The sequence below is a fragment of the Streptomyces tatrensis genome (genome assembly GCF_049310065.1).
Taxonomy (GTDB): Bacteria; Actinomycetota; Actinomycetes; order Streptomycetales; family Streptomycetaceae; genus Streptomyces.
In genome coordinates this window covers 2,475,512-2,493,700 of sequence record NZ_JBMDLB010000011.1, presented here as the reverse complement: position 1 = coordinate 2,493,700, position 18,189 = coordinate 2,475,512, and the positions used below count along the sequence as shown (strand labels likewise).

The 18,189-nt window shown below is 72.2% G+C and carries 13 protein-coding genes; 7 read left to right on the top strand and 6 right to left on the bottom strand.

What is annotated here, in order from left to right; all coding sequences use genetic code 11:
- Positions 1-13: 13 nt before the first annotated feature.
- Both ACODT5_RS27005 and ACODT5_RS27000 read left to right on the top strand, forming a co-directional pair.
- The gene (locus ACODT5_RS27005) at positions 14-718 is read left to right on the top strand and encodes an ABC transporter ATP-binding protein (RefSeq protein ID WP_422521807.1); all 705 of its coding nucleotides are present in this window, start codon (positions 14-16) and stop codon (positions 716-718) included.
- Entirely contained in the window at positions 715-3,225 is a 2,511-nt protein-coding gene (locus ACODT5_RS27000) for a hypothetical protein (RefSeq protein WP_422521806.1), read from the top strand. Before ACODT5_RS27005 ends, ACODT5_RS27000 begins: the two co-directional genes overlap by 4 nt.
- 83 nt (positions 3,226-3,308) lie before the next feature.
- On the opposite strand, the gene ACODT5_RS26995 is transcribed toward ACODT5_RS27000, so the two are convergent.
- Positions 3,309-6,332: a Tn3 family transposase gene (locus tag ACODT5_RS26995; RefSeq protein WP_422521805.1), complete on the bottom strand. Its 3,024-nt coding sequence runs from the start codon at positions 6,330-6,332 to the stop codon at positions 3,309-3,311.
- A 269-nt stretch (positions 6,333-6,601) separates the two neighbouring features.
- On the opposite strand from ACODT5_RS26995, the gene ACODT5_RS26990 reads away from it, so the two are divergent.
- The gene (locus tag ACODT5_RS26990; RefSeq protein WP_422521804.1) at positions 6,602-10,402 is read left to right on the top strand and encodes a DUF3320 domain-containing protein; all 3,801 of its coding nucleotides are present in this window, start codon (positions 6,602-6,604) and stop codon (positions 10,400-10,402) included.
- Between the two features lie 58 nt (positions 10,403-10,460).
- Here the strand turns inward: ACODT5_RS26990 and ACODT5_RS26985 are convergent, their stop codons facing one another.
- A complete protein-coding gene (locus ACODT5_RS26985) occupies positions 10,461-11,000 on the bottom strand; it encodes a hypothetical protein (RefSeq protein WP_422521803.1) in 540 nt (179 codons plus the stop codon).
- 163 nt (positions 11,001-11,163) lie between these two features.
- On the opposite strand from ACODT5_RS26985, the gene ACODT5_RS26980 reads away from it, so the two are divergent.
- Positions 11,164-11,883, top strand: coding sequence for a chaplin (locus tag ACODT5_RS26980; RefSeq protein WP_422521802.1), 720 nt, complete (start codon positions 11,164-11,166; stop codon positions 11,881-11,883).
- Here the strand turns inward: ACODT5_RS26980 and ACODT5_RS26975 are convergent.
- Positions 11,876-12,550: a DUF2293 domain-containing protein gene (locus ACODT5_RS26975; RefSeq protein ID WP_422521801.1), complete on the bottom strand. Its 675-nt coding sequence runs from the start codon at positions 12,548-12,550 to the stop codon at positions 11,876-11,878. The genes ACODT5_RS26980 and ACODT5_RS26975 overlap by 8 nt on opposite strands.
- 140 nt (positions 12,551-12,690) lie before the next feature.
- Here ACODT5_RS26975 and ACODT5_RS26970 point away from each other — a divergent pair, with 140 nt between their 5' ends.
- A complete protein-coding gene (locus ACODT5_RS26970) occupies positions 12,691-13,080 on the top strand; it encodes a cupin domain-containing protein (RefSeq protein ID WP_422521800.1) in 390 nt (129 codons plus the stop codon).
- 33 nt (positions 13,081-13,113) lie between these two features.
- On the opposite strand, the gene ACODT5_RS26965 is transcribed toward ACODT5_RS26970, so the two are convergent.
- Positions 13,114-14,559 (bottom strand): WGR domain-containing protein, encoded by a 1,446-nt coding sequence (locus tag ACODT5_RS26965; RefSeq protein WP_422521799.1) that lies wholly within the window; start codon positions 14,557-14,559, stop codon positions 13,114-13,116.
- A gap of 92 nt (positions 14,560-14,651) precedes the next feature.
- On the opposite strand from ACODT5_RS26965, the gene ACODT5_RS26960 reads away from it, so the two are divergent.
- On the top strand, positions 14,652-15,338 hold the full coding sequence (locus ACODT5_RS26960) for a nucleoside/nucleotide kinase family protein (protein WP_422521798.1): 687 nt from the start codon (positions 14,652-14,654) through the stop codon (positions 15,336-15,338).
- Positions 15,339-15,590: 252 nt separating this feature from the next.
- The gene (locus ACODT5_RS26955) at positions 15,591-16,223 is read left to right on the top strand and encodes a hypothetical protein (RefSeq protein ID WP_422521797.1); all 633 of its coding nucleotides are present in this window, start codon (positions 15,591-15,593) and stop codon (positions 16,221-16,223) included.
- A 37-nt stretch (positions 16,224-16,260) separates the two neighbouring features.
- Here the strand turns inward: ACODT5_RS26955 and ACODT5_RS26950 are convergent, their stop codons facing one another.
- Both ACODT5_RS26950 and ACODT5_RS26945 read right to left on the bottom strand, forming a co-directional pair.
- The gene (locus ACODT5_RS26950) at positions 16,261-17,202 is read right to left on the bottom strand and encodes a carbohydrate kinase family protein (RefSeq protein ID WP_422521796.1); all 942 of its coding nucleotides are present in this window, start codon (positions 17,200-17,202) and stop codon (positions 16,261-16,263) included.
- Positions 17,199-18,173: a pseudouridine-5'-phosphate glycosidase gene (locus ACODT5_RS26945; RefSeq protein ID WP_422521795.1), complete on the bottom strand. Its 975-nt coding sequence runs from the start codon at positions 18,171-18,173 to the stop codon at positions 17,199-17,201. Before ACODT5_RS26945 ends, ACODT5_RS26950 begins: the two co-directional genes overlap by 4 nt.
- Positions 18,174-18,189: the final 16 nt, after the last annotated feature.

Genomic DNA, 18,189 nt, shown 5'->3' with positions numbered 1-18,189 from the left:
AACAGCCATCCGCATGGGCAAGAACGTGGCGATCGTCGCCGCCAAGGTCGGCAAGAACTTCCTGATGGGCAAGCAGACCGTGCCCGCGCTATGGGATGTCTCCCTTTCCCTTCCCGCCGGCACGCTCACCGCGCTCACCGGGCCCAGCGGATCCGGCAAGAGCACCCTGCTGCATCTGATCGCGGGTCTGGAACGAGTCGACTCCGGCACCCTTGAGGTGCTGGGCACCCAGGTCCAGTCAAGTTCTCCTGCCGAACTGGCAGCGCTGCGGCTGCGGCAGATCGGGTTCGTCCACCAGGACTTCAGCCTCCTCGCAGACCTCACCCTGATCGAGAACGTACGGCTTCCGCTGGAGGCCGTCGGCACGGCCCGAGGGGACGCGACCATAGCGGCTCGCACGGCGATGGCCCGTGTAGGCCTGGAGGGGCTGGAGGAACGGTTCCCGGCCGAGGTCTCCGGCGGGCAGCAGCAGCGTGCCGCCATCGCCCGGGCCATCGTCGGTGACCGCACGCTGGTGCTTGCGGACGAGCCCACGGGATCCCTCGACTCCAAGACCGGCGAGGAGATCATGGCCGTACTGGGGCAGCTCCGCGACGAGGGCGTCACCGTCGTCCTGAGCACCCACAACCCGGCCAACCTCTCCCACGCCGACCACATCGCGGTCCTCCACGACGGCACCCTCGTCTCCTTCGACACGAATGAGGGAGATGCCGCATGAGCAGGGGCTATGTGCATCTGATCGGCAGGCGCACCGTTGTCGGGCGCGGCGGCAGGCGTAGCGGGCTGCTCGTCCTGCTTGCGCTGCCCGTGCTGCTCGCCACCCTCACGGCCGGGCTGTTCGCTTCGGTGGCGCCGTCGGCGCAGCAGCGTGCCATCAGCGTCATGGGAGGCGCCGACGGAGTGGTTTCGCAGTCCGATCCCAAGGCCGCGGACAGCCTGGCGCAGGAGCTGCGGCAGCGTGCGCCAGGGATCGAGGTGCTCGCGATCGATGACAACAGCGACTTCCCCGTGTGGGTGCAGGACCGCACGGTTTCGGTGCGGTACGTGGACGCCGACTGGTCCTCCCCCTTGATGAGCGACCGCTACCGGCTGCTGGAGGGCCGGTTCCCTGCCGAGCTGGGGGAGATCGCGGTGGGCCGGGCCCTCGCCGACGCGTACGGCCTGAAGATGGGTGACGGCCTGCCCTACCGGTGGAAGCGCGACGCACCCGCACGGATCGTGGGCGTGGTCGAAAGCCCGCAAGCTCATGGCGTGTACGACTACCTGGCCGCGCCGGGGCAGCTTCGTGCCTGGCCGAAGACCGGCACCGACAGCAGCAACGTTGTGCCGACGGGCTACGGCCTGCTCCTCGCCGGTGATGCAACGCAGATGGCCGCCGCCCAGGGTGTCATTGGCGAGAAGGATCTGTATCTCGTGAGCCGGCTGAGTATCGCCGACTCCCGGACGATGATCGAACGCGAACCGGCCCTGCTGCTGGCGCCCGGCATCGTCATTCTGGGAGTGATCGCCGCCGGGGCGTTCGCGCTGCGTATGCGCCGCACGCGCGCCGAGTTCGCCATCCTCTCCGGCCTCGGCGTCCCTGACCGTGACCTGCGGTATGCCGCCGTCTCCGGCGCGGTGTCGGCCAGCGTGATCGCCGTGCCGGCCGGGTGGCTCGCCGGAAGCGTGCTCGTTCTGGCCGCACGCCCGCTTCTGCCCCGCTTCACCCTCAAAGACACAGCCCCCTACGATCCGCTCCTCGTCGGCGGGCTGCTGACGATCCTGTTGTCCGTCGCCGCGGCAGCTCTGGCAGCTGTGCTGACCTCGCGCCACCCTGCGGGTCTCCCGGCCCGTGAACGTGCCCGCGCCACTCCCCGCAGTGCCAAACGCGCCCGCCTGTGGGCCCCGATGCTGTGTGCTCTCGCCGCGCTCGGTATCGCCACCGCGGCGACCGTCAAGGACGACGAGGCCATCTCCGCCGCCGCAGCCGTCACCGCGATCCTGGCCCTGGCCGCCGCCGCACTCACCCGTATCGGCGACGCCCTCAGCGCCCTGGCCCGCCTGGCCGACCGCACACTCAGCGCACGGATCGCGCTGCGCTTCTTCGCCCGCGACCCTCGCCGCCCGGTCTCGGCGATCGTGATCGGCTCAGTTGCCCTCGCCCTCACCGTGGGCATTCTCGGCACCCTCTCCAGCGTGACCGCCCAGGACCGGGCCACGTACGTCGGCAGCCGCCACCTCGACCAGGTGGAGGCCCTGCTCTACTCGGGCAGTGACCCCAAGGCTGTCGCTCAGGCCCTCGCGACCGTCTTCCCTGCCGGAACACCCATCGTCCGGGGCTCGTACCCTGCCGACCAGCGACTGATCGAAGCCTCCGCCACCCCGGCCCAGACTCCGCCCTGGCGTGTCGCCGGGCAGGCAGGCGTGGAGAACGCCGACAGGGTGCAGATGATCGAGGTCGTCGACGACGAGAACACCTTCAACGTCCTCACCGGCCGGACCTGGTCCGCCCGTGAACGCGCCGCTCTCGAAGACGGCCGCATCCTGGTACTGGCCCCCGACTACATCAAGGGGGACCGCGTCACGCTCTCCATGCCCACCAGCATCGACCAGCTGCAGCCGGACACCCGCCGCGAAGTCAGCGGCGCTCTCCTGTCCGACCCCGTCAACGCCACCACTCTCACTCGCGCCTACGCCTACATCACCACCCAAACCGCACGTGCCCTCGGTGCAACAGCCGTGGACTACTCGATCATCGCCTCTCCTCCCAAAGCAACGCCCGACCTGGAGGAACGCCTCGTCAAGGCCCTCGAACCGGTCGACATCGTCATGGGAGACGTCCGCATCGAGACCGGCCCCGAACTCACGCCGCCCTTCCTGTGGTACCTCCTGCTCGGCCTCGCCCTCGCCGCCGTGGTCACCGTCCTCGGCATCACCGTGACCGCCTCCGCAGCGGAACTCCGAGCCGACCTCGTACGCCTTCACCGCATCGGCCTGGCCCCGGGCACTCTGCGCCAGATCGTCATCTGGCAGTCACTCACCATCGCCACCCTCGCGGCAGTTCTCGGCATCGCCGCCGGCTGGGGCCTGACCGCAGCCCGGAGCTGGCCCGCCAACGCACCCGTCGTCATGGACTGGACGGCCATCTCCGCCGTCCTCATCCTCACCCTCGCCCTCAGCGCGGCCTACGGCGCACTCGCAGCACCCCGGCGCCTCGGCAACACCCTCAACCGCACCGAGGCCTGACCGCGACACCCCTCCCAGGTCCTCAGTTTGACGTTACAGACGGGGGACAGCCCGAGAGTGGGCTGCCCCCCGTCCTGGCCAGCTCATCTCGGAGCGCCGGCCGGCTCGCCTTGTGGACTGCGCTGGCCGGGCACCATGACCGTGGCAGTGAGGTCCAGGTCGAGACGGCTGTTCATATCCAGATCGAACCGGCCATACGGGTTCACGTGGGTCCAGAACAGCGGCGAGAGCCCTCGCCGGTCCGCCGCGGTGAGCTTGTCCGCCCACTCCGGGTCGGCCAGAACCTGCTGGACCAGCAAGGTGTTCACGTGCACGAGGCTGCTCTGCAAAAGGTGCAGGGCGAGCATCGAGACCTCCTGGCTCTCCTTGTCCGCACCCGTCAGATCGCCGTCCTTGCCGTAGAACAGGTCGGAGTTCGCCGAGTTCCAGTTCTCCACCACCTGCAAGCCCTCGCCGATCTCCTTGCGCATCTCCGGATCCGACAGGTAGTCGCAGATGAACGCCGTGCGTACCACGCGCCCCAGTTCCTCGATCGCCTGGTAGGTCGGGTGCTTGGGACCGCCCTTGGTGAAGCGGCGCAGGACCTGCTCGGCCTCGGCGGTGCCCAGCCGGAGCGCGGTGGTGTACTTCACGACCTGGTCGTACTGCTGGGCGATCAGGTCCCAGTCGATCGTCCTGGTGGACAGTACCGGGGCCAGGTGGGGCCAGTTCTTGTCCTCGCCCGCGGCCGGCCGGTACAGCCTCGCCCGCCCGATGTTCTTCAGCCTCGGCATCAGCTTGAAGTCGAGCATGTGCGCGAACGCGAACCCGACGATCGAGGCGCCGTGCGTGTCGGTGTACTGCCGGTCGACCTCCATGTCCGTGCAGTGCCGCAGCACGCCCTCGATCATCGACGCGACCTCGGAGGCCGAACAGGACTTGAGCTGGGAGTAGATACAGACCGATTTGCGTTCCACGTGCCAGTAGATCATCACTCCGGGACTGCGGTAGCGCTGGTGCCACTCGGTCATCAGGTTCGAGGACCAGGCGCCGAACTTGCGGCTGTCGGAGGCGCACGCCGTCCCGGTGCCCCACCACATCTCGTCGCGGGCCGCGAAGGTGGCGTTGACCAGCTTCACCAGGGCCGCGCGCATGTTGGCCCGGTTCACGAACAGGTGCCGCACCCGGCGCAGCGTCGCCTCCGACTCACCGTGCTTGCCGGTCACCGCGACCCGCTTGATCCCCATGTTCGTGCCCAGTGCGAACAGGACTAGAAGCAGCCTCCTCCGGAGCACCTCCCGGGACAGGTTCTCGCGGGTGGCCACCGTGGTGAACTCGGCGATGAAGTCGGTGTCGAACTCGGCATACTTCAATATGTCCAGCAGGTCGATGGTGCCCCAGCGCCGTTCGATCTCGGCCTTCACCGCGACCAGGTTCTCCGGTTCCTCCTGCTTGGCCCGCGGCGAGACCTTGATCCACGGCTCGCCGTTCTTCTTCACGATGGCCACCCCGCCGGTGGTGTCGTCCTTCAGCGCCTGCTCGAACCGGTCGAGCGCGTCGCGGTGCTTCTTCTTCAGTGCCTCGATGAACTTCGCCGGGTCCTGCGGCTTTTGGATCGCGTCGTAGTGGACGTCCCGGTTGTCCTCGAAGTCCTGCGGGAGGTCGTCCTCCGGGTTACGCCAGTGGTTCGCGCCCACCACCCAGATCTCCCGGCGCCGGAACGCCTCACGCAGGCTGACCAGCACGCACAGCTCGTAGGGGATGCGCTCGACGCGGCCACGCTCGTCGACCACCGCGGCCCGCCACTGATCGGGCACCACGCCCTCCAGCGGCACGGCCTCCGCCGGGTCGAAGAACGCGCCCTCCTTGGCGATGAGCTGGTCCAGGTAGCGCTGGAGCAGGTCGATGGCGTCCATCACCGGCCGGTAGGCGGTGTTGTTGCACTTGAGCGTCAACGCCTTCAGCAGCGGGGTGAGCATCCGCCGCCAGTGCGCCGAGTACGCGGAGCGCAGCACGGTGCGCACACGCGCCTTGTACTTGGCCTCGTTCGCCGCGGCCTCCGCGGCGAGGGCCTTGAGCGTCTTCTCTCCGCCGACGACGGGGTAGATCACCTTGCGGACCGTGCCCGACGGCTGGGACAAGGCGGCCTCGGCGACCCGGAGCATCATCGCGTCCTTGCCCCGCACCTTCTTCAGCTCGCCGGTCAGCTCCTTGTCGACCTTCTTCTCCGCCCGGGTGTTGATCTTCAAGACCAGCTGGATGAACAGCTCGACCAGCGAGTCGGTGATCTCGGTGTGCCTCACATGGCACAGCGCGGCCAGCAGCGTCAGGCGCATCGGCGGTTTCATCCGCTCCAGGTTCGCCGGGTACTCCTTCGCCGCCCGCGCCCGCCAGGCGTCCACCTGCTTCTCCGACACGTCCGCGAACAGGTCCGCCGGCAACTCCAGCTTCCGCACCCGCTGGAGTTTGTCCACCTCCGCGAACAAGCTCTCCAGCCCCGGGGCTCCCGGGTCGGCCTTGAGCTCAGTGAAGAACGACCGGCCGCCCCCGGCCACCGCCTCGTCACCGTCCTCGCTGCCCGCGACCAGGTCCTCCAGCCGCGAGCGGGTCGCATGGGACAGCCGGTCCACGGTATTGCGGCAGAACTGCGTATCGAAGTCCCTGACCGCCTTGCCCACCAGGCGCCGCACCTTCGCCGGTGCCGGCGGCTCGACGAAGTCGTTGCGGCAGCGGGCCACAACCGCCTCCGCCAGCCGGTCACGCGACAGCTCCACCCCGCACAGCTCGGCCGTCAGCCACTCGGCCAGCCGCTCCTGGTCCTCCTCCGTGCCCGCCCGGAACCCGAAGGCTTCACGGATCTCCTTGCGGTGACGCTTGATCCGGTCGCCCTGCCAGTCGTACGCCGCCCACTGGTCCGCCGGCACCTTCACCTGCTGGGCCACGTAACCCACCGCGGCGGCCGGGACTTCCCTATCGGTTTCCGGGAAGCGGGCCTCCACCTCGAAGAACTTCAACAGCATCGCGAAGCCCAACCGGTTCGCCCCGGACTTGTTCCGCAACCGCTTCATGTCGTCTTCGAGCAGCGTCCAGACCTCAATGAGGTCCTCCGGCTCCCAGTCCTGCCGCACCCGTACGCTCCTCGCTCCGAATCAGATGATCACCACATCGTGGAGACCTGCCGCTGGAAGCGAAGCGGAAAGATCCAATCCGTTGCCGAAAGGTTACTCAGCGTTACTCGCCACCTGGCGGCAGCTATACGAGAACAGGGCCGAAGAAGGCGGTCGCACAGGAACTCGCCCGCGTCCTCACGACCGAGGTACGGGCCAAGGGCGCGCCCGAACACGAGCTGGACGAGGCCAGGCGGTTGCGGGAGGAGCTGTCTGCGCACGCCGCCGCCATGAACGAGGAACGCCATCCCCTCGGCCGGTCGCTGTACGAGGTGCTGGGCCGGCTCGCGCTGCTGGACCAGCAGGACACGCCCCGGATGGCTCTGGGGGCCGCGGGTGCCGGCCGTACCCTCGCGCTCGGCGCCGCAGACCTCCAGGAAGCCCTGGCGGCCGCCGGGTCCATGGCGAGGTCCTGGCGCCCGGTCGCGGAGGGGGCGGACTTCGCGTGGCGCGGACTGAGGCACGCCGGGTCCGGCCCCGGCTCCGGGCCGGGCTCCGCATCCGGCTCCGGATCGGCCGACGGCGGGCCCCTCGCCGTTCTGGAGGAGGCGGAGGCAGCCCTCCATGCGCTGCGGTTCGCCGCCGAGCGGCGTCCGCTCGCCGAATGCACCGCCGAGCCGCTCCGGGCCGCGGAGGTCGAACGGCTCGCGGCGGAGCTCCGCGCGGCGCTGCCGCCCAGGGCCTCCGGGACGGGCACGAACGGATCGTTCCCGGAGGACCCGTACCCACTCGTCGCCCAGGTCGCCGGGGTGTTCGGGCTGGACAGGCCGCGCGATCCCGCCGGAGCCCTGGCCGTGTGCGAGCTCGCGGACCTGGCCGGCAGGCAGCACCGCCCGCCGGCGTCCTGGTTCGAGGCGTCCGTGCTGCGGGCGGCCCGGGACGCGGCCGAGGAGCTGAGGGCCGCCCTCGCCACCGCCGACGCGGCGCGCCGCATCGCCGAGGACGCGTTCGGGCCGCAGGTCCTCGCGTACGAACCGCTCGCGGATCTGGTGCGCCGCTTCGACGAGGAGCATCACGGACTCGCCTCCCGGTTCAAGGGGCAGTTCCGCACGGACAAGGAGGCCACGGCGGCCCTCGCCGTGAACGGAGCCTGGACCAAGGAGCTGCGCGCACGGCTGGGCCAGGCACTCGACTGGCAGCGGGCGCACGCCCGGGTGACCCGGCTGGCGGCCGAACACGGCGAGCTGCTCGGGGTGTACCTGCCGGTGGACGGCAACCGGTTCGGCCCGCTCGACGAGGCCTTGGCCACGGCCCTGCGCATCGGCGAGCTGGCGCCGGGAGCCCCGTCGCAGGTGCTGCGGGGTCAACTGGCCCACGGCGCCGAGCCGGGCGATCACGTCCGCCTCCTGGTCCAGGCGGTCCGAGCGGCCCTGCAGGACTGGTGCGAGGCCTCGGAGCGGCGCGCCGCGACGTGGGCCGCCGCCTCGGCCGCGCTGCACGGGTTGTTCGACGAAGCGCGGAGGTCGGCGCTCCATCCCGCTCTGACCGGGACACTCGCGGACGCCGACCAGGTGCTCGGCGTACTGCGGGCGGACTTCTCAGGCCCGGAGGAGTGGCGCGCCTACCACGACGGCCTGGCCGTCCTGCAGCGGCTCGGACTGGGGGACCTCGCGGCGGCGGCCGCGGAACGGTCCATCGGGGCGAGGGAGTTCCCGGGCGCCGTGGAGCGCGCCCTCCTGCAGAAGTGGGCCGACGCCGTGCTGGCGGGCGACCGGCGGCTCCGTACGACCAGGTCGGCGGACCTGGACGCGCGGGTGGCCGACTTCCGCGCGGCGGACCGGGGGCTCGTGGCCGCCGCGGGCGGCGCGGTGATCGCCGTGTGCAACAGCCGCAAGCCGCGGACCTTCGGTGGCGGCGGCGCGGGGATCATCGTCCGGGAGGCGGAGAAGAAGACCCGGCACATGCCCGTACGGGAACTGCTCGGGAAGGCCAGGGAGGCGGCCCAGTCGGTCAAGCCCTGCTTCATGATGAGCCCGCTGTCCGTCAGCCAGTTCCTGCCCTCCGACTACCGGTTCGACGTGGTGATCTTCGACGAGGCGTCCCAGGTGCGCCCCGGCGACGCGGTCAACTGCGTCTACCGGGGGCGCTCCCTGATCGTCGCGGGCGACGAGAAGCAGCTGCCGCCCACGTCGTTCTTCGACTCGTCCATCGGCGACGACGGAGGCGACTACGACGAGGACGTGCCCGACTCCTTCGAGTCGCTGCTGGACGCGTGCAAGGCGGGTGCGATGCGCGCGCTGCCGCTGCGCTGGCACTACCGCAGCCGGCACGAGGACCTGATCACCTTCAGCAACCGCTCCTTCTACCGGAACTCCATGGTGACCTTCCCGGGCGCGAGGGAACACGGGCCCGACGTGGGGGTCGCCTTCGTCGGGGCGGGGGGTACGTACGACCGCGGCGGCCGACGGGACAACCGGATCGAGGCGGGGGTCGTGGCCGAGCGGGTACTGCACCACTTCGACACCCGCCCGGGGCAGAGCCTGGGAGTCGTCGCGCTCTCGCAGGCGCAGGCCTCGGCGATCGAGGAGTCCGTACAGCAGGCCCGGCTGGCCCGGCCCGATCTGGACGACTGCTTCACCGAGAACCGCCTGGACGGGTTCTTCGTCAAGAACCTGGAGTCCGTGCAGGGCGACGAACGCGACGTCATGATCATGTCGATCGGTTACGGCCCCGACGAACACGGCAAGCTGACCCAGAGCTTCGGCCCCATGAACAACCGGGAGGGCGGCTGGCGGCGCCTCAACGTCGCCGTCACCCGGGCCCGCCACCGGATGGAGGTGGTCGCCTCCTTCCACGGCGGGCAGCTCAAGGACAGTGACAACCGCAGCGTCCAGGACCTCAAGCGCTACCTCCAGTACGCGGAGCACGGCCCCGCCGTGCTCGCCCAGGAGCACACGGCGCCCGACGCCGAGCCGGACAGCCCCTTCGAGGAATCGGTCCTCGCCGTCCTGCAGGACTGGGGCCACGAGGTGCGGCCGCAGGTCGGCGTCGCCGGCTACCGCATCGACCTCGGGCTGCGCCACCCGGCCGCGCCCGGCGCGTACGCCCTCGGCATCGAGTGCGACGGCGCGATGTACCACTCGTCGCGGGCGGCCCGGGACCGGGACCGGCTGCGTCAGCAGGTGCTGGAGGGCCTGGGCTGGACGCTGCACCGGATCTGGGGCACCGACTGGTACCGCAACCGGCCGGAGGCCGAGCGCCGACTCAAGGACGCCATCGAGGCGGCCGTCGCCGTCGACCCCTTCGCGCGGCCGGTTACTCCGCGGACGCCGTCGCCCCGTGCGGTGGCGGACGCGGAGGGCACGGTGGACCCCGTGACCGTGACCGGGACCGAGAGTGCGATGGGAAGCGAAGCGGGAGTGGGGGACGGTGCAGGGGCGGTGGCCGGGGCCGGGGCCGGGGCCGAGCCCGGAGGCCGGCTGATTCCGGGTCCACGTGCGGAGCCGGAGCGGGTCGTGCTCAGCCGCGTGCCCGAACGCGAGTGGAGCAGGACCTACGCGTCGGCGCAGGTGTCCGTCGACACCTGGGCGGCGCCCGAGATGCACACGCCGGAGGCGCGCCCGAGGCTGCACAGGCTGCTGGCGCGCATCGTGGAGACGGAGGGCCCGCTCCACGAGGAGGTGCTGGTCCTGCGGGCGCGCGAGGCGTGGGGGCTCGGCCGCTCGGGCAAACGGATCGTGGACAACACCCGGCACGTGCTGCGCGAACTGGAGAGGCAGGGGATCGTCGAACGCGCCGACGAGTTCGTGGACGTGGCGGGCAGGCAGGTGCGGTGGGCGCGTACGGCACAGGACGAGAACCCGCGGAAGGTCGCCCACGTCTCTCCGGAGGAGCGCCGGCTCGCCCTCCGGGAGCTGACGCTCGAGTGCCCCGGCATGAGCCAGGAGGAACTGCTCCAGCAGGCGCGCGAGTTCTTCGGGTGGAGGCGCATGGGCTCGGACATCCGCACCGCCCTCGAGTCCGACATCGCGGAGCTGCTGGCCGGGGGCGGTCTGACCGGTTCGCAGGATCGGCTGGCGGCACGCCGCTGAGGGGTGCGTGCGCGCCGGCCGTCCGTCAGTCCGTCAGTGCGTCCGTCCGTCCGTCCGGTCAGTCGGCGGGCAGGGTGCCCGCCCACTGGTCGAGGGTGGTGAAGTCCTGCGGGCGCAGGCCGTGGCGGGGGTGGATGCGCAGGAGCAGGGCCGGGGCCGGGTGGTGGGCGGCGACCCAGGCGCGGTCCCGGGGCGTGATCAGGTCGTCGACCCAGGCGAAGGGGCGGCCGGCCGCCCATTCCACGAGCGGGCGGGTCTTCCAGAAGAGGCCGTCGGGATCACGGGCGAAGGGTTCCGGCCATTCGATGACAGGAAGATCAGCGGGTAGTCCCATGTGCGGGGAGATCAGCGTGTTGGCCTCGTGGGTCCAGGCGGTGGCCCAGGCGATTTCGTAGGGCAGGGCCAGCAGCCGGGCGCCGTGGGCCGGGTGCAGGCGCACCCGCAGGCCCCGCTTGGCGCTGCGGGATTCCGGTGCGCGGTAGGACAGCCAGATGCTCGGACGCATGCGGTGGCTGGTGTATCCGCGGAGACCTGCGAGGCGGGACCGGAACGGGTTGAGGGGGCCGTCCACGTCGAGGAGGAGCAGCGGGCGAGTCATGAAGTAGGGATTACCCAGTACACGATGGAGTGAAATGCCTACCGGCGCTATAACCCGAATGGGGTTACGGCGTTGTTTCCGGTACGGGTGCAAGGCCCGTGGACCCTTCCGGAAGGCAGGAAAACTGATGCGTCACAGTCGTCGGAATGGCTTGATCGCGGCGGTGGTTGCGGGGGGTGGGCTCGCGGTCGCGGGTGCGGGTGGCTTCGCCCACGCCGACGCGGAGGCGGGCGGACAGGCCGTGCGTTCGCCGGGGGTGCTGTCGGGGAATCTGCTGCAACTGCCGGTCCACGCCCCGGTGAACGTGTGCGGGAACACCGTGAGCGTGGTCGGCGTACTCAACTCGGCAGCCGGGAACCGGTGCGTCAACGCGGACCAGGGCGGCGGGAAGCCGGGCAAGCCGGGTCATCCCGGGCCGCGGCCGTCCGGCCCCTCGCACCCCTCGAAACCCGGCGCCGGAAACGGTGCGGGGAACGGCGGGCAGAGCGGCCACGACGGAGACGGCGGGCACGGCGGGACCGGCCGGGGTGCGGTGGCCGATGGGCGCGGAAAGGATTCTCCGGGGCTGCTGTCCGGCAACGGGCTCCAGCTCCCCGTCCAGGTGCCGGTCAACATCAGCGGCAACTCGGTGAGCGTCGTCGGCGTCGGCAACCCCTCCGTGGGCAACACCTCCGTCAACGGCCCCGCCCCGGTCGTCGGCAAGCCCGTCCAGCCGCCCGTCACCGTGCGGCCGGTCACCCCGCCGGCCCCGCCGGCGCCGCCGCGCAACCACCCCTCGGCGCTCGCCCACACCGGGGCCGAGGACGTCGGCTACCTCCTGTCCGGCGGCGGCGCCATGCTGCTCGGCGGAGTGCTGCTCTACCGCCGCTTCCGGCTCAACTAGCCTGCGCGGACGCCCCGGAGGGCGCCCGCCAGCCGTCCAGGACCGCGTCGATCCGGGACGCCAGCCGGGCCCGGGCCGCGAACCGGGGCACGCCCGCCATCAGCAGGGCGTCGTACTCGGTGTCGAGGTGCCGCACGGCCGCCCGTACCGCCGCGTACACGGCCGGCGGGTCCAGGGCCCGGCCGGCCGCGCTGCGGCCCACCCGGCCGCTGCCGCGCACCGAGGCGTGCGCGGCGATGGCCCGGGCCCGGTCGGCGGGGCAGCCGGGGAACAGGCGCAGGATCTCGGCGGCGAAGACCGCGGTGGACCGGGTGTCCTCGGCCGCGCGGCGCAGCCGGTCGCGCTCCCGGCGCCGGGCCCGTGCCTCGGCGTCCGCGAGGCAGGCCCGCTCGGCGCGGGCCAGGGCCGCGTCCTCGACGAGGATCCCCAGGCGCTCGTAGCGACGGCGGCGCCGGTGGAAGCGGACCACGACGGCGGACAGCGAACTGGCCTCGTGGGCCCGCCGGGTGAGGGCGGTGTCACCGCGCGGCAGGTAGACGAGGTGTCCGAGGTCGGCACAGTCCAGGCAACGGGGCACGCCGGCCTCGCGGACGAGGCGGCGCAGCGGTCCCTGCCTGCACTCCGCGCAGTGGATCTGCTTCGTCGACTCGAAAACGACCAGACTCATGCCGAACTGATACCGCGGTTCCGGCCGTATATCACCTTGTAAGAATGGATAGTTGTGGTTTCACGGACTCTTCCCTGACCTCATGGTGTCCTCCTACCGTGAGTCGAGTGGGCCGCGGCCGGTCCATGGAGGAGGGAAACATGGCTGGACGGCAGGCAACGGCCGGGCGCCCGCGGGTTGTGGGACGGCGTCCGAAAGCGGAGGTGGCCTCCGACCTCGTGGTGAGAGAGGTCGAGATCGAGTCCGGTGGCTGCACCGGCTGGCACTACCACCGCGTCCCGTTGATGGTGGTGGTCAAGTCCGGCATCCTGACCCGGATCCTGCGCGACGGCACGGTCGAGGTGCATCACACCGGCGCCAACTTCGTCGAGCCCGCCGGCCGCCGCCACGTCCACCTGGGCCGCAACCTCGGCACCGAGACGGTCGTGCTCTGCGTGACCGCCGCCCTCGCCGAGGGCGACCCCTTCGCGCTCCCCGCGGAGGCTCCGCCCGGGGCCACGCCGTGCGCGTGCCCCACACGGACGCTGTGAGTTCCGGCCGCCGCCCGTGAACCGGGCCACCGCTCAGACGAGTCGGCGGATCTCCCCGCGCACGCGGTAGAAGCCTCCGGCCGCCGGGTGCAGGCCGTCCACCACGTACCGGGCGCCGGGCTCCCGTATCCCGCGCGGGAACTGCACGTTCCAGGAGGGCTCGAACCCGCCCGACACCACCTGTACGCGCATCCGCTGGCCCTGCTGCACGCATTCCACGACCACACCGCCCGCGGGCACCGAGGACACGGACACCGTCGCCACCGCGGCGGGCGTGGCGGCCGGGGTGAAGACGGGCAGGGCGGCCGCCGACTTCACGTCCACGGCCGTCGGCACCGACCCCTCCCGGGCGGCCGCGATCGCTGCCTCGCTCGCGTCCACGCACACCAGCGAACCGTCCGTGGTCACCAGGTACAGCCGCTCGTCCAGGTACTGCATGGACAGTGCGGCCCCGCTGCCGGTGCCCAGCTTCCACAGCCGCCGCCCGTCGGCGTCGAAGCAGTACACGGACGACGCCAGGTCGCCGGCGAAGACGTGCCGGCCGTCCGGCGAGGTCGCGCACGAGTAGACCGCCGCGTCGCACCGGTACGAGGCCTCCAGCGCGCCCGTCGCCTTCGACAGCCGCTCCACCGTGTTGCGGCCGGTCCCCGCGTACACCGCGTGGTCCTCCTGCCAGCCGAACAGCACCGACCCGTTGGTCTGCGTGTGCCACAACTGCCCGCCGCCGTCCGGGGCGTAGGCAGTGACCCCCTTGCTGTGGCCGTGGTAGACAGCCCGCTCGTCCGCCCGCACCATCCACGCGTTCTCACCGGCCGAGCGCCGCGACCACTGGAACTCGTCCTCGTGGTCGATGACCGTCAGCCCGCCGTTGCGGTCGGACACGTTCAGCACGCCCTCGCGGATGTCGAGCCAGAAGATGTCCACGTCGGCCGCGATGTCGTACGCCCCGAACGGCACCTTCGAGGACAGGTCGTACACCGTGCCGTCGTCACAGCCCGCGTAGATCCAGAACTCGTCCGCCACCAGGCACTTCACCCCGTCCGGCAGCGAGTACCGGGCCAGCACCTCACCGTCGTGGCTCACCGTGTAGACGTCGCCGGCCTGGTTCCCGACCCAGCAGCGGTCCTCGTCCACGTGGATCCCGAAGGCGGAGGACCCCGTACGGAACCGCCACAGCACCGGGGCCACCGCGCGGGCCGTGGAAGGGGTCGAGGTCACCTGGCGGCGCGTCACCGACCGGGCCGCGCGGACTCCCTGCACCGCCGGGGCGTAGCCCTTGCGGACCTTCTCCCCGACCTTCTTGGCGGCGGCCGCCCGTGCCTTCTCGATGGTCGGGAAGGAGGAGCTCTGCAGCTGGCCGTCCGCGCCGATGCGTCCGTACCGCACCGAGACGGCGGTGCCGTCGACGGTGACCTCGTAGAACTTGTGGGCACCGCCGTCCTCCTGGGACAGCTCCAGATACGTCGTCTCCCGAGCCATGACAGACCCCTCCCCAAGGCCGGGCCTCCGGCCCCCTGTGCGCCGGTGATCCCTCCTGAAAAACGTTAGGGGCCACCACTGACAATGGGCTGGTGCAGCTGGAAGCGATCACATGGCAGCGGATGGCCGAGCGGCTCGCCGGTCACCTCGACGACAACGGGAAGGGCGGCGCCGAGGGCGAGGACGGGCGTGAGGCCGGCCCGGAGGACCGGTGGTGGCGGGTGGGCATCGACGGGGCGCCCGCCGCCCGCACCGGCGTGCTCGCCGCGGAGCTCGCCGACGCGCTGCGCCTGCGCGGACGTTCGGTCCTGGTGGTGGCGGCCGAGGGCTTCCTGCGCCCGGCCTCCCTGCGCTTCGAGTTCGGCCGCGAGGACGTGGACTCCTACCTCGACGGCTGGTACGACACGGCGGCGCTCTGGCGGGAGGTCTTCGGCCCGACCGACCCCGGCGGCACGGGCCGGGTGCTGCCCGACCTCTGGGACCCGGTCACCGACCGGGCCACCCGCAGCCCCTACGCCGAACTCCCGCCCGGCGGCGTGCTGATCGTGCACGGCCCGCTGCTCCTGGGCCACTGGTTCCCCTTCGACCTCAGCGTCCACATCGGGCTCTCCCCGGGCGCGCTCGCCCGCCGCACCGAGGAGTCCGCCCGCTGGACCCTCCCCGCCTTCGCGCGCTACGAGGCGGAAACCGGCCCGGCGGACCGGGCCGACGCCCTGGTCCGGGCCGACGATCCGCGCCACCCGGCCTGGACGGGCCTGCGCGGAGGGGGCGCCGCCTGACCCCACGAGGCCGCCGCGCGCACCTCTGCGGGCACCGCCGGGCGCACCTGCGCGAACCCCCGCCCCGTCACGGAGGTCCGGGAACCGCAACAGGGGGATTCCGGCACGGTGACGATCGGTTCCGGCCATCGCTCCGGCCGGAACCACGCGCTACGTTGACGGCACGCTTCGACGGCGGCCACCCCGGTGGCGCCTTGGCAGAGGGAGAAGGCAATGCGCGGACACGGCACGGTGGTTCGGGACACGAGACGGTTGCGCACACAGGCGGCGCTCGCCGCGCTGACCCTGTGCGCGACCCTGGCCCTCACCGCGTGCAACGGTGACGACGAGACCGGTGCGGCGGGCACCCCCGCGAGCCCCTCCGCCGGCGCGACGGCCACGGGCGCCGCCTCCCCGTCGGCCTCCCCGCCGGCCTCGGCGTCGCCCTCCGCGGCCCCGTCCAAGAAGCCGACTCCCGCCGCCCCTTCGGCCACCGCCGCCCCTTCGGCCACCGTCACCCCGGCGGGCACGAAGAAGCCGCCGGCCCCCGGTTCCACCTGCGACCACAAGATGCCGATCTCGCCCGACGAGGTCGCCGTCTACCGCTACACCCCCGAGGGCGGGGTCCACAGCTTGATCGTCAAGCACGGCAACTGGGGCTGCGCCGCCCCCGGCATGGACGCCGCCCCCTTCGACACGGTGGGCAAGGAGACCTTCCTCAACATCGCCGAGGATGCCAAGATCACGGCCGTCACCCCCATCATCGCCAGCCCGTTGAGCCAGCCGATCACGCTCCAGCAGCTCATCGACTGGCTGATCGCCCACCCGAACCAGGGCCGCGTCTTCCGCTACCACCTGGACAGCACGGGCGTGATCGACTGGATGGACCACCAGTACACCTCGTAAACACCCACAGGCGCGGCCGTACGGTCCCCCGTTCTCCCTACGGCCGCCCGCCCAGCCGGGTCACCGCCAGCGCGGCCGCCCGGCAGCCGGCCCCCGCGGCCCACGCCGAGCCCGCTCCCGCCAGCCGGGCCGCGAGGAAGGCGCCGGTGAAGGCGTCGCCGGCGCCCGTGGAATCCACCGCCTCGGCGCTCTCCGCCGCGACCTCGGCCGTCACCCGGCCGTCCTCGGCGATGAGCGCCCCGGCCCCGCCCCGGGTGACCACCACCAGCGGCACCCGCCGGCTCAGCTCCGCCGCCGCCCGCGCGACGGCGGCCGCCCCGGCCGGACGCACGTGCGCCCCCGCGAGCAGCAGCGCCTCGTCCTCGTTCGGCAGCAGTACGCCGGCCCCCGCCGCGGCGGCCAGGAAGCGCTCGGGACCCAGGGCGGCCAGGAACCCCGCCGACGCCGGATCCACGCTCACAGGTACGTTCCGGGCGCGGGCGTCCCGTAGCGCGGCCAGGGCCAGCTCCCGGCTCGCGTCCGCGAAGAACAGGTAGCCCGACAGGTGGAGATGGGCGACCCCGTCCAGCAGCCCGGGCTCCCAGTCGGCGGGGGAGAGCCGCAGCGAGGCCCCGCTGTCGGTCAGGAAGGTCCGCTCCGCGTCCGCTCCGACCAGCGCGACCACCGTCCCGGTCGGCTCGGCGGGATCGACCACCAGCCTCGGCCGCACCCCCGCGTCGAGCAGCGCCCGCTCGTGCCACCCGGCCGAGTCGGCGCCGACCCGCGCGAGGAGGCGTACCTCCGGGGCTCCCGCCTGGGCGGCCCAGCAGGCCGCGTTGGCCCCGGCGCCGCCCGGCAGGGTCCGGATCCGGGCCGGGGTGTCGGTACCCGGAGCCAGTGGCTCCGCATGGACCGCCACGACGTCCGTCACCACGTCTCCGACGACCAGCAGCGCCCCCGGCCCGGCGGGAGCGGCGGGAGCAGCCGGTGTGCCGGTCACGGCCGGGCCGCCCAGGCCCGCGCGATCCGGGCCCCGAGGCGGACGTTGCCGCGTACCGCCGCGAGATTGGCTTCGAGGGAGGCGCCGCCCGTCGCGCGCACCAGGAACCCCAGCAGGAACGGTGTCACCGCCTGTCCCGTGATGCCCCGCTCCCGGCACTCCGCCAGCGCCTCGGCCAGGACGAGGTCGTGCAGCTCCGGATCGAGCTGGTGCTCCCGCGCCACCGGGTTGGCCACGAGGAGCGCCGACTCCGCGCCGCCGAGGAGGTCCTGAGCGGCCATCACGGCTGCCACCTCCTCCGGGTGGTGGACCGTCCAGTCCACCGGCTCGCCGGAATCGGCCAGGTAGAACCCGGGGAAACGATCCGTCCCGTAGCCGAGGACCGTCACCCCCAGCGTCTCCAGCCGCTGGAGCGTCGCGGGCACGTCCAGGATCGACTTCACCCCCGCGCACACCACCGTGATCCGGGTCCGCGCCAGCAGTGGGAGGTCCGCCGACTCGTCCTGCGACCGCGTCCAGTCCCGGTGTACGCCGCCCAGCCCGCCGGTGGCGAAGACCCGCAGCCCCGCCCGCGCGGCGAGGAAGGCCGTGGCCGAGACCGTCGTCGCGCCCGTCGCCCCGGTGGCGAGGGCGGGGGCGAGGTCCCGGTGGCCGAGCTTGCGCACGCCCTCGCCGCCCGCGATCCGCTCCAGCCGGGCCTTGTCCAGCCCGGCGTACGCCACCCCGTCGACGACCGCGATCGTCGCCGGAACGGCTCCCTCCGCCCGGACCAGCTCCTCCAGTTCCAGGCCCACCGCCAGATTGCGGGGGCGGGGCAGGCCGTGGGCGAGGATCGTGGACTCCAGCGCCACGACGGGCTGCCGGCGGTCCAGGGCCTCGCGCACCTCCTCGGACAGGACCGGGACCGGGGCGGCGGCCGCGGCCCCGAACGGGGACGATGCTGTGGGTTCGGATGCAGTGTGCTGTGACATGTCCCCATCCCTGGCA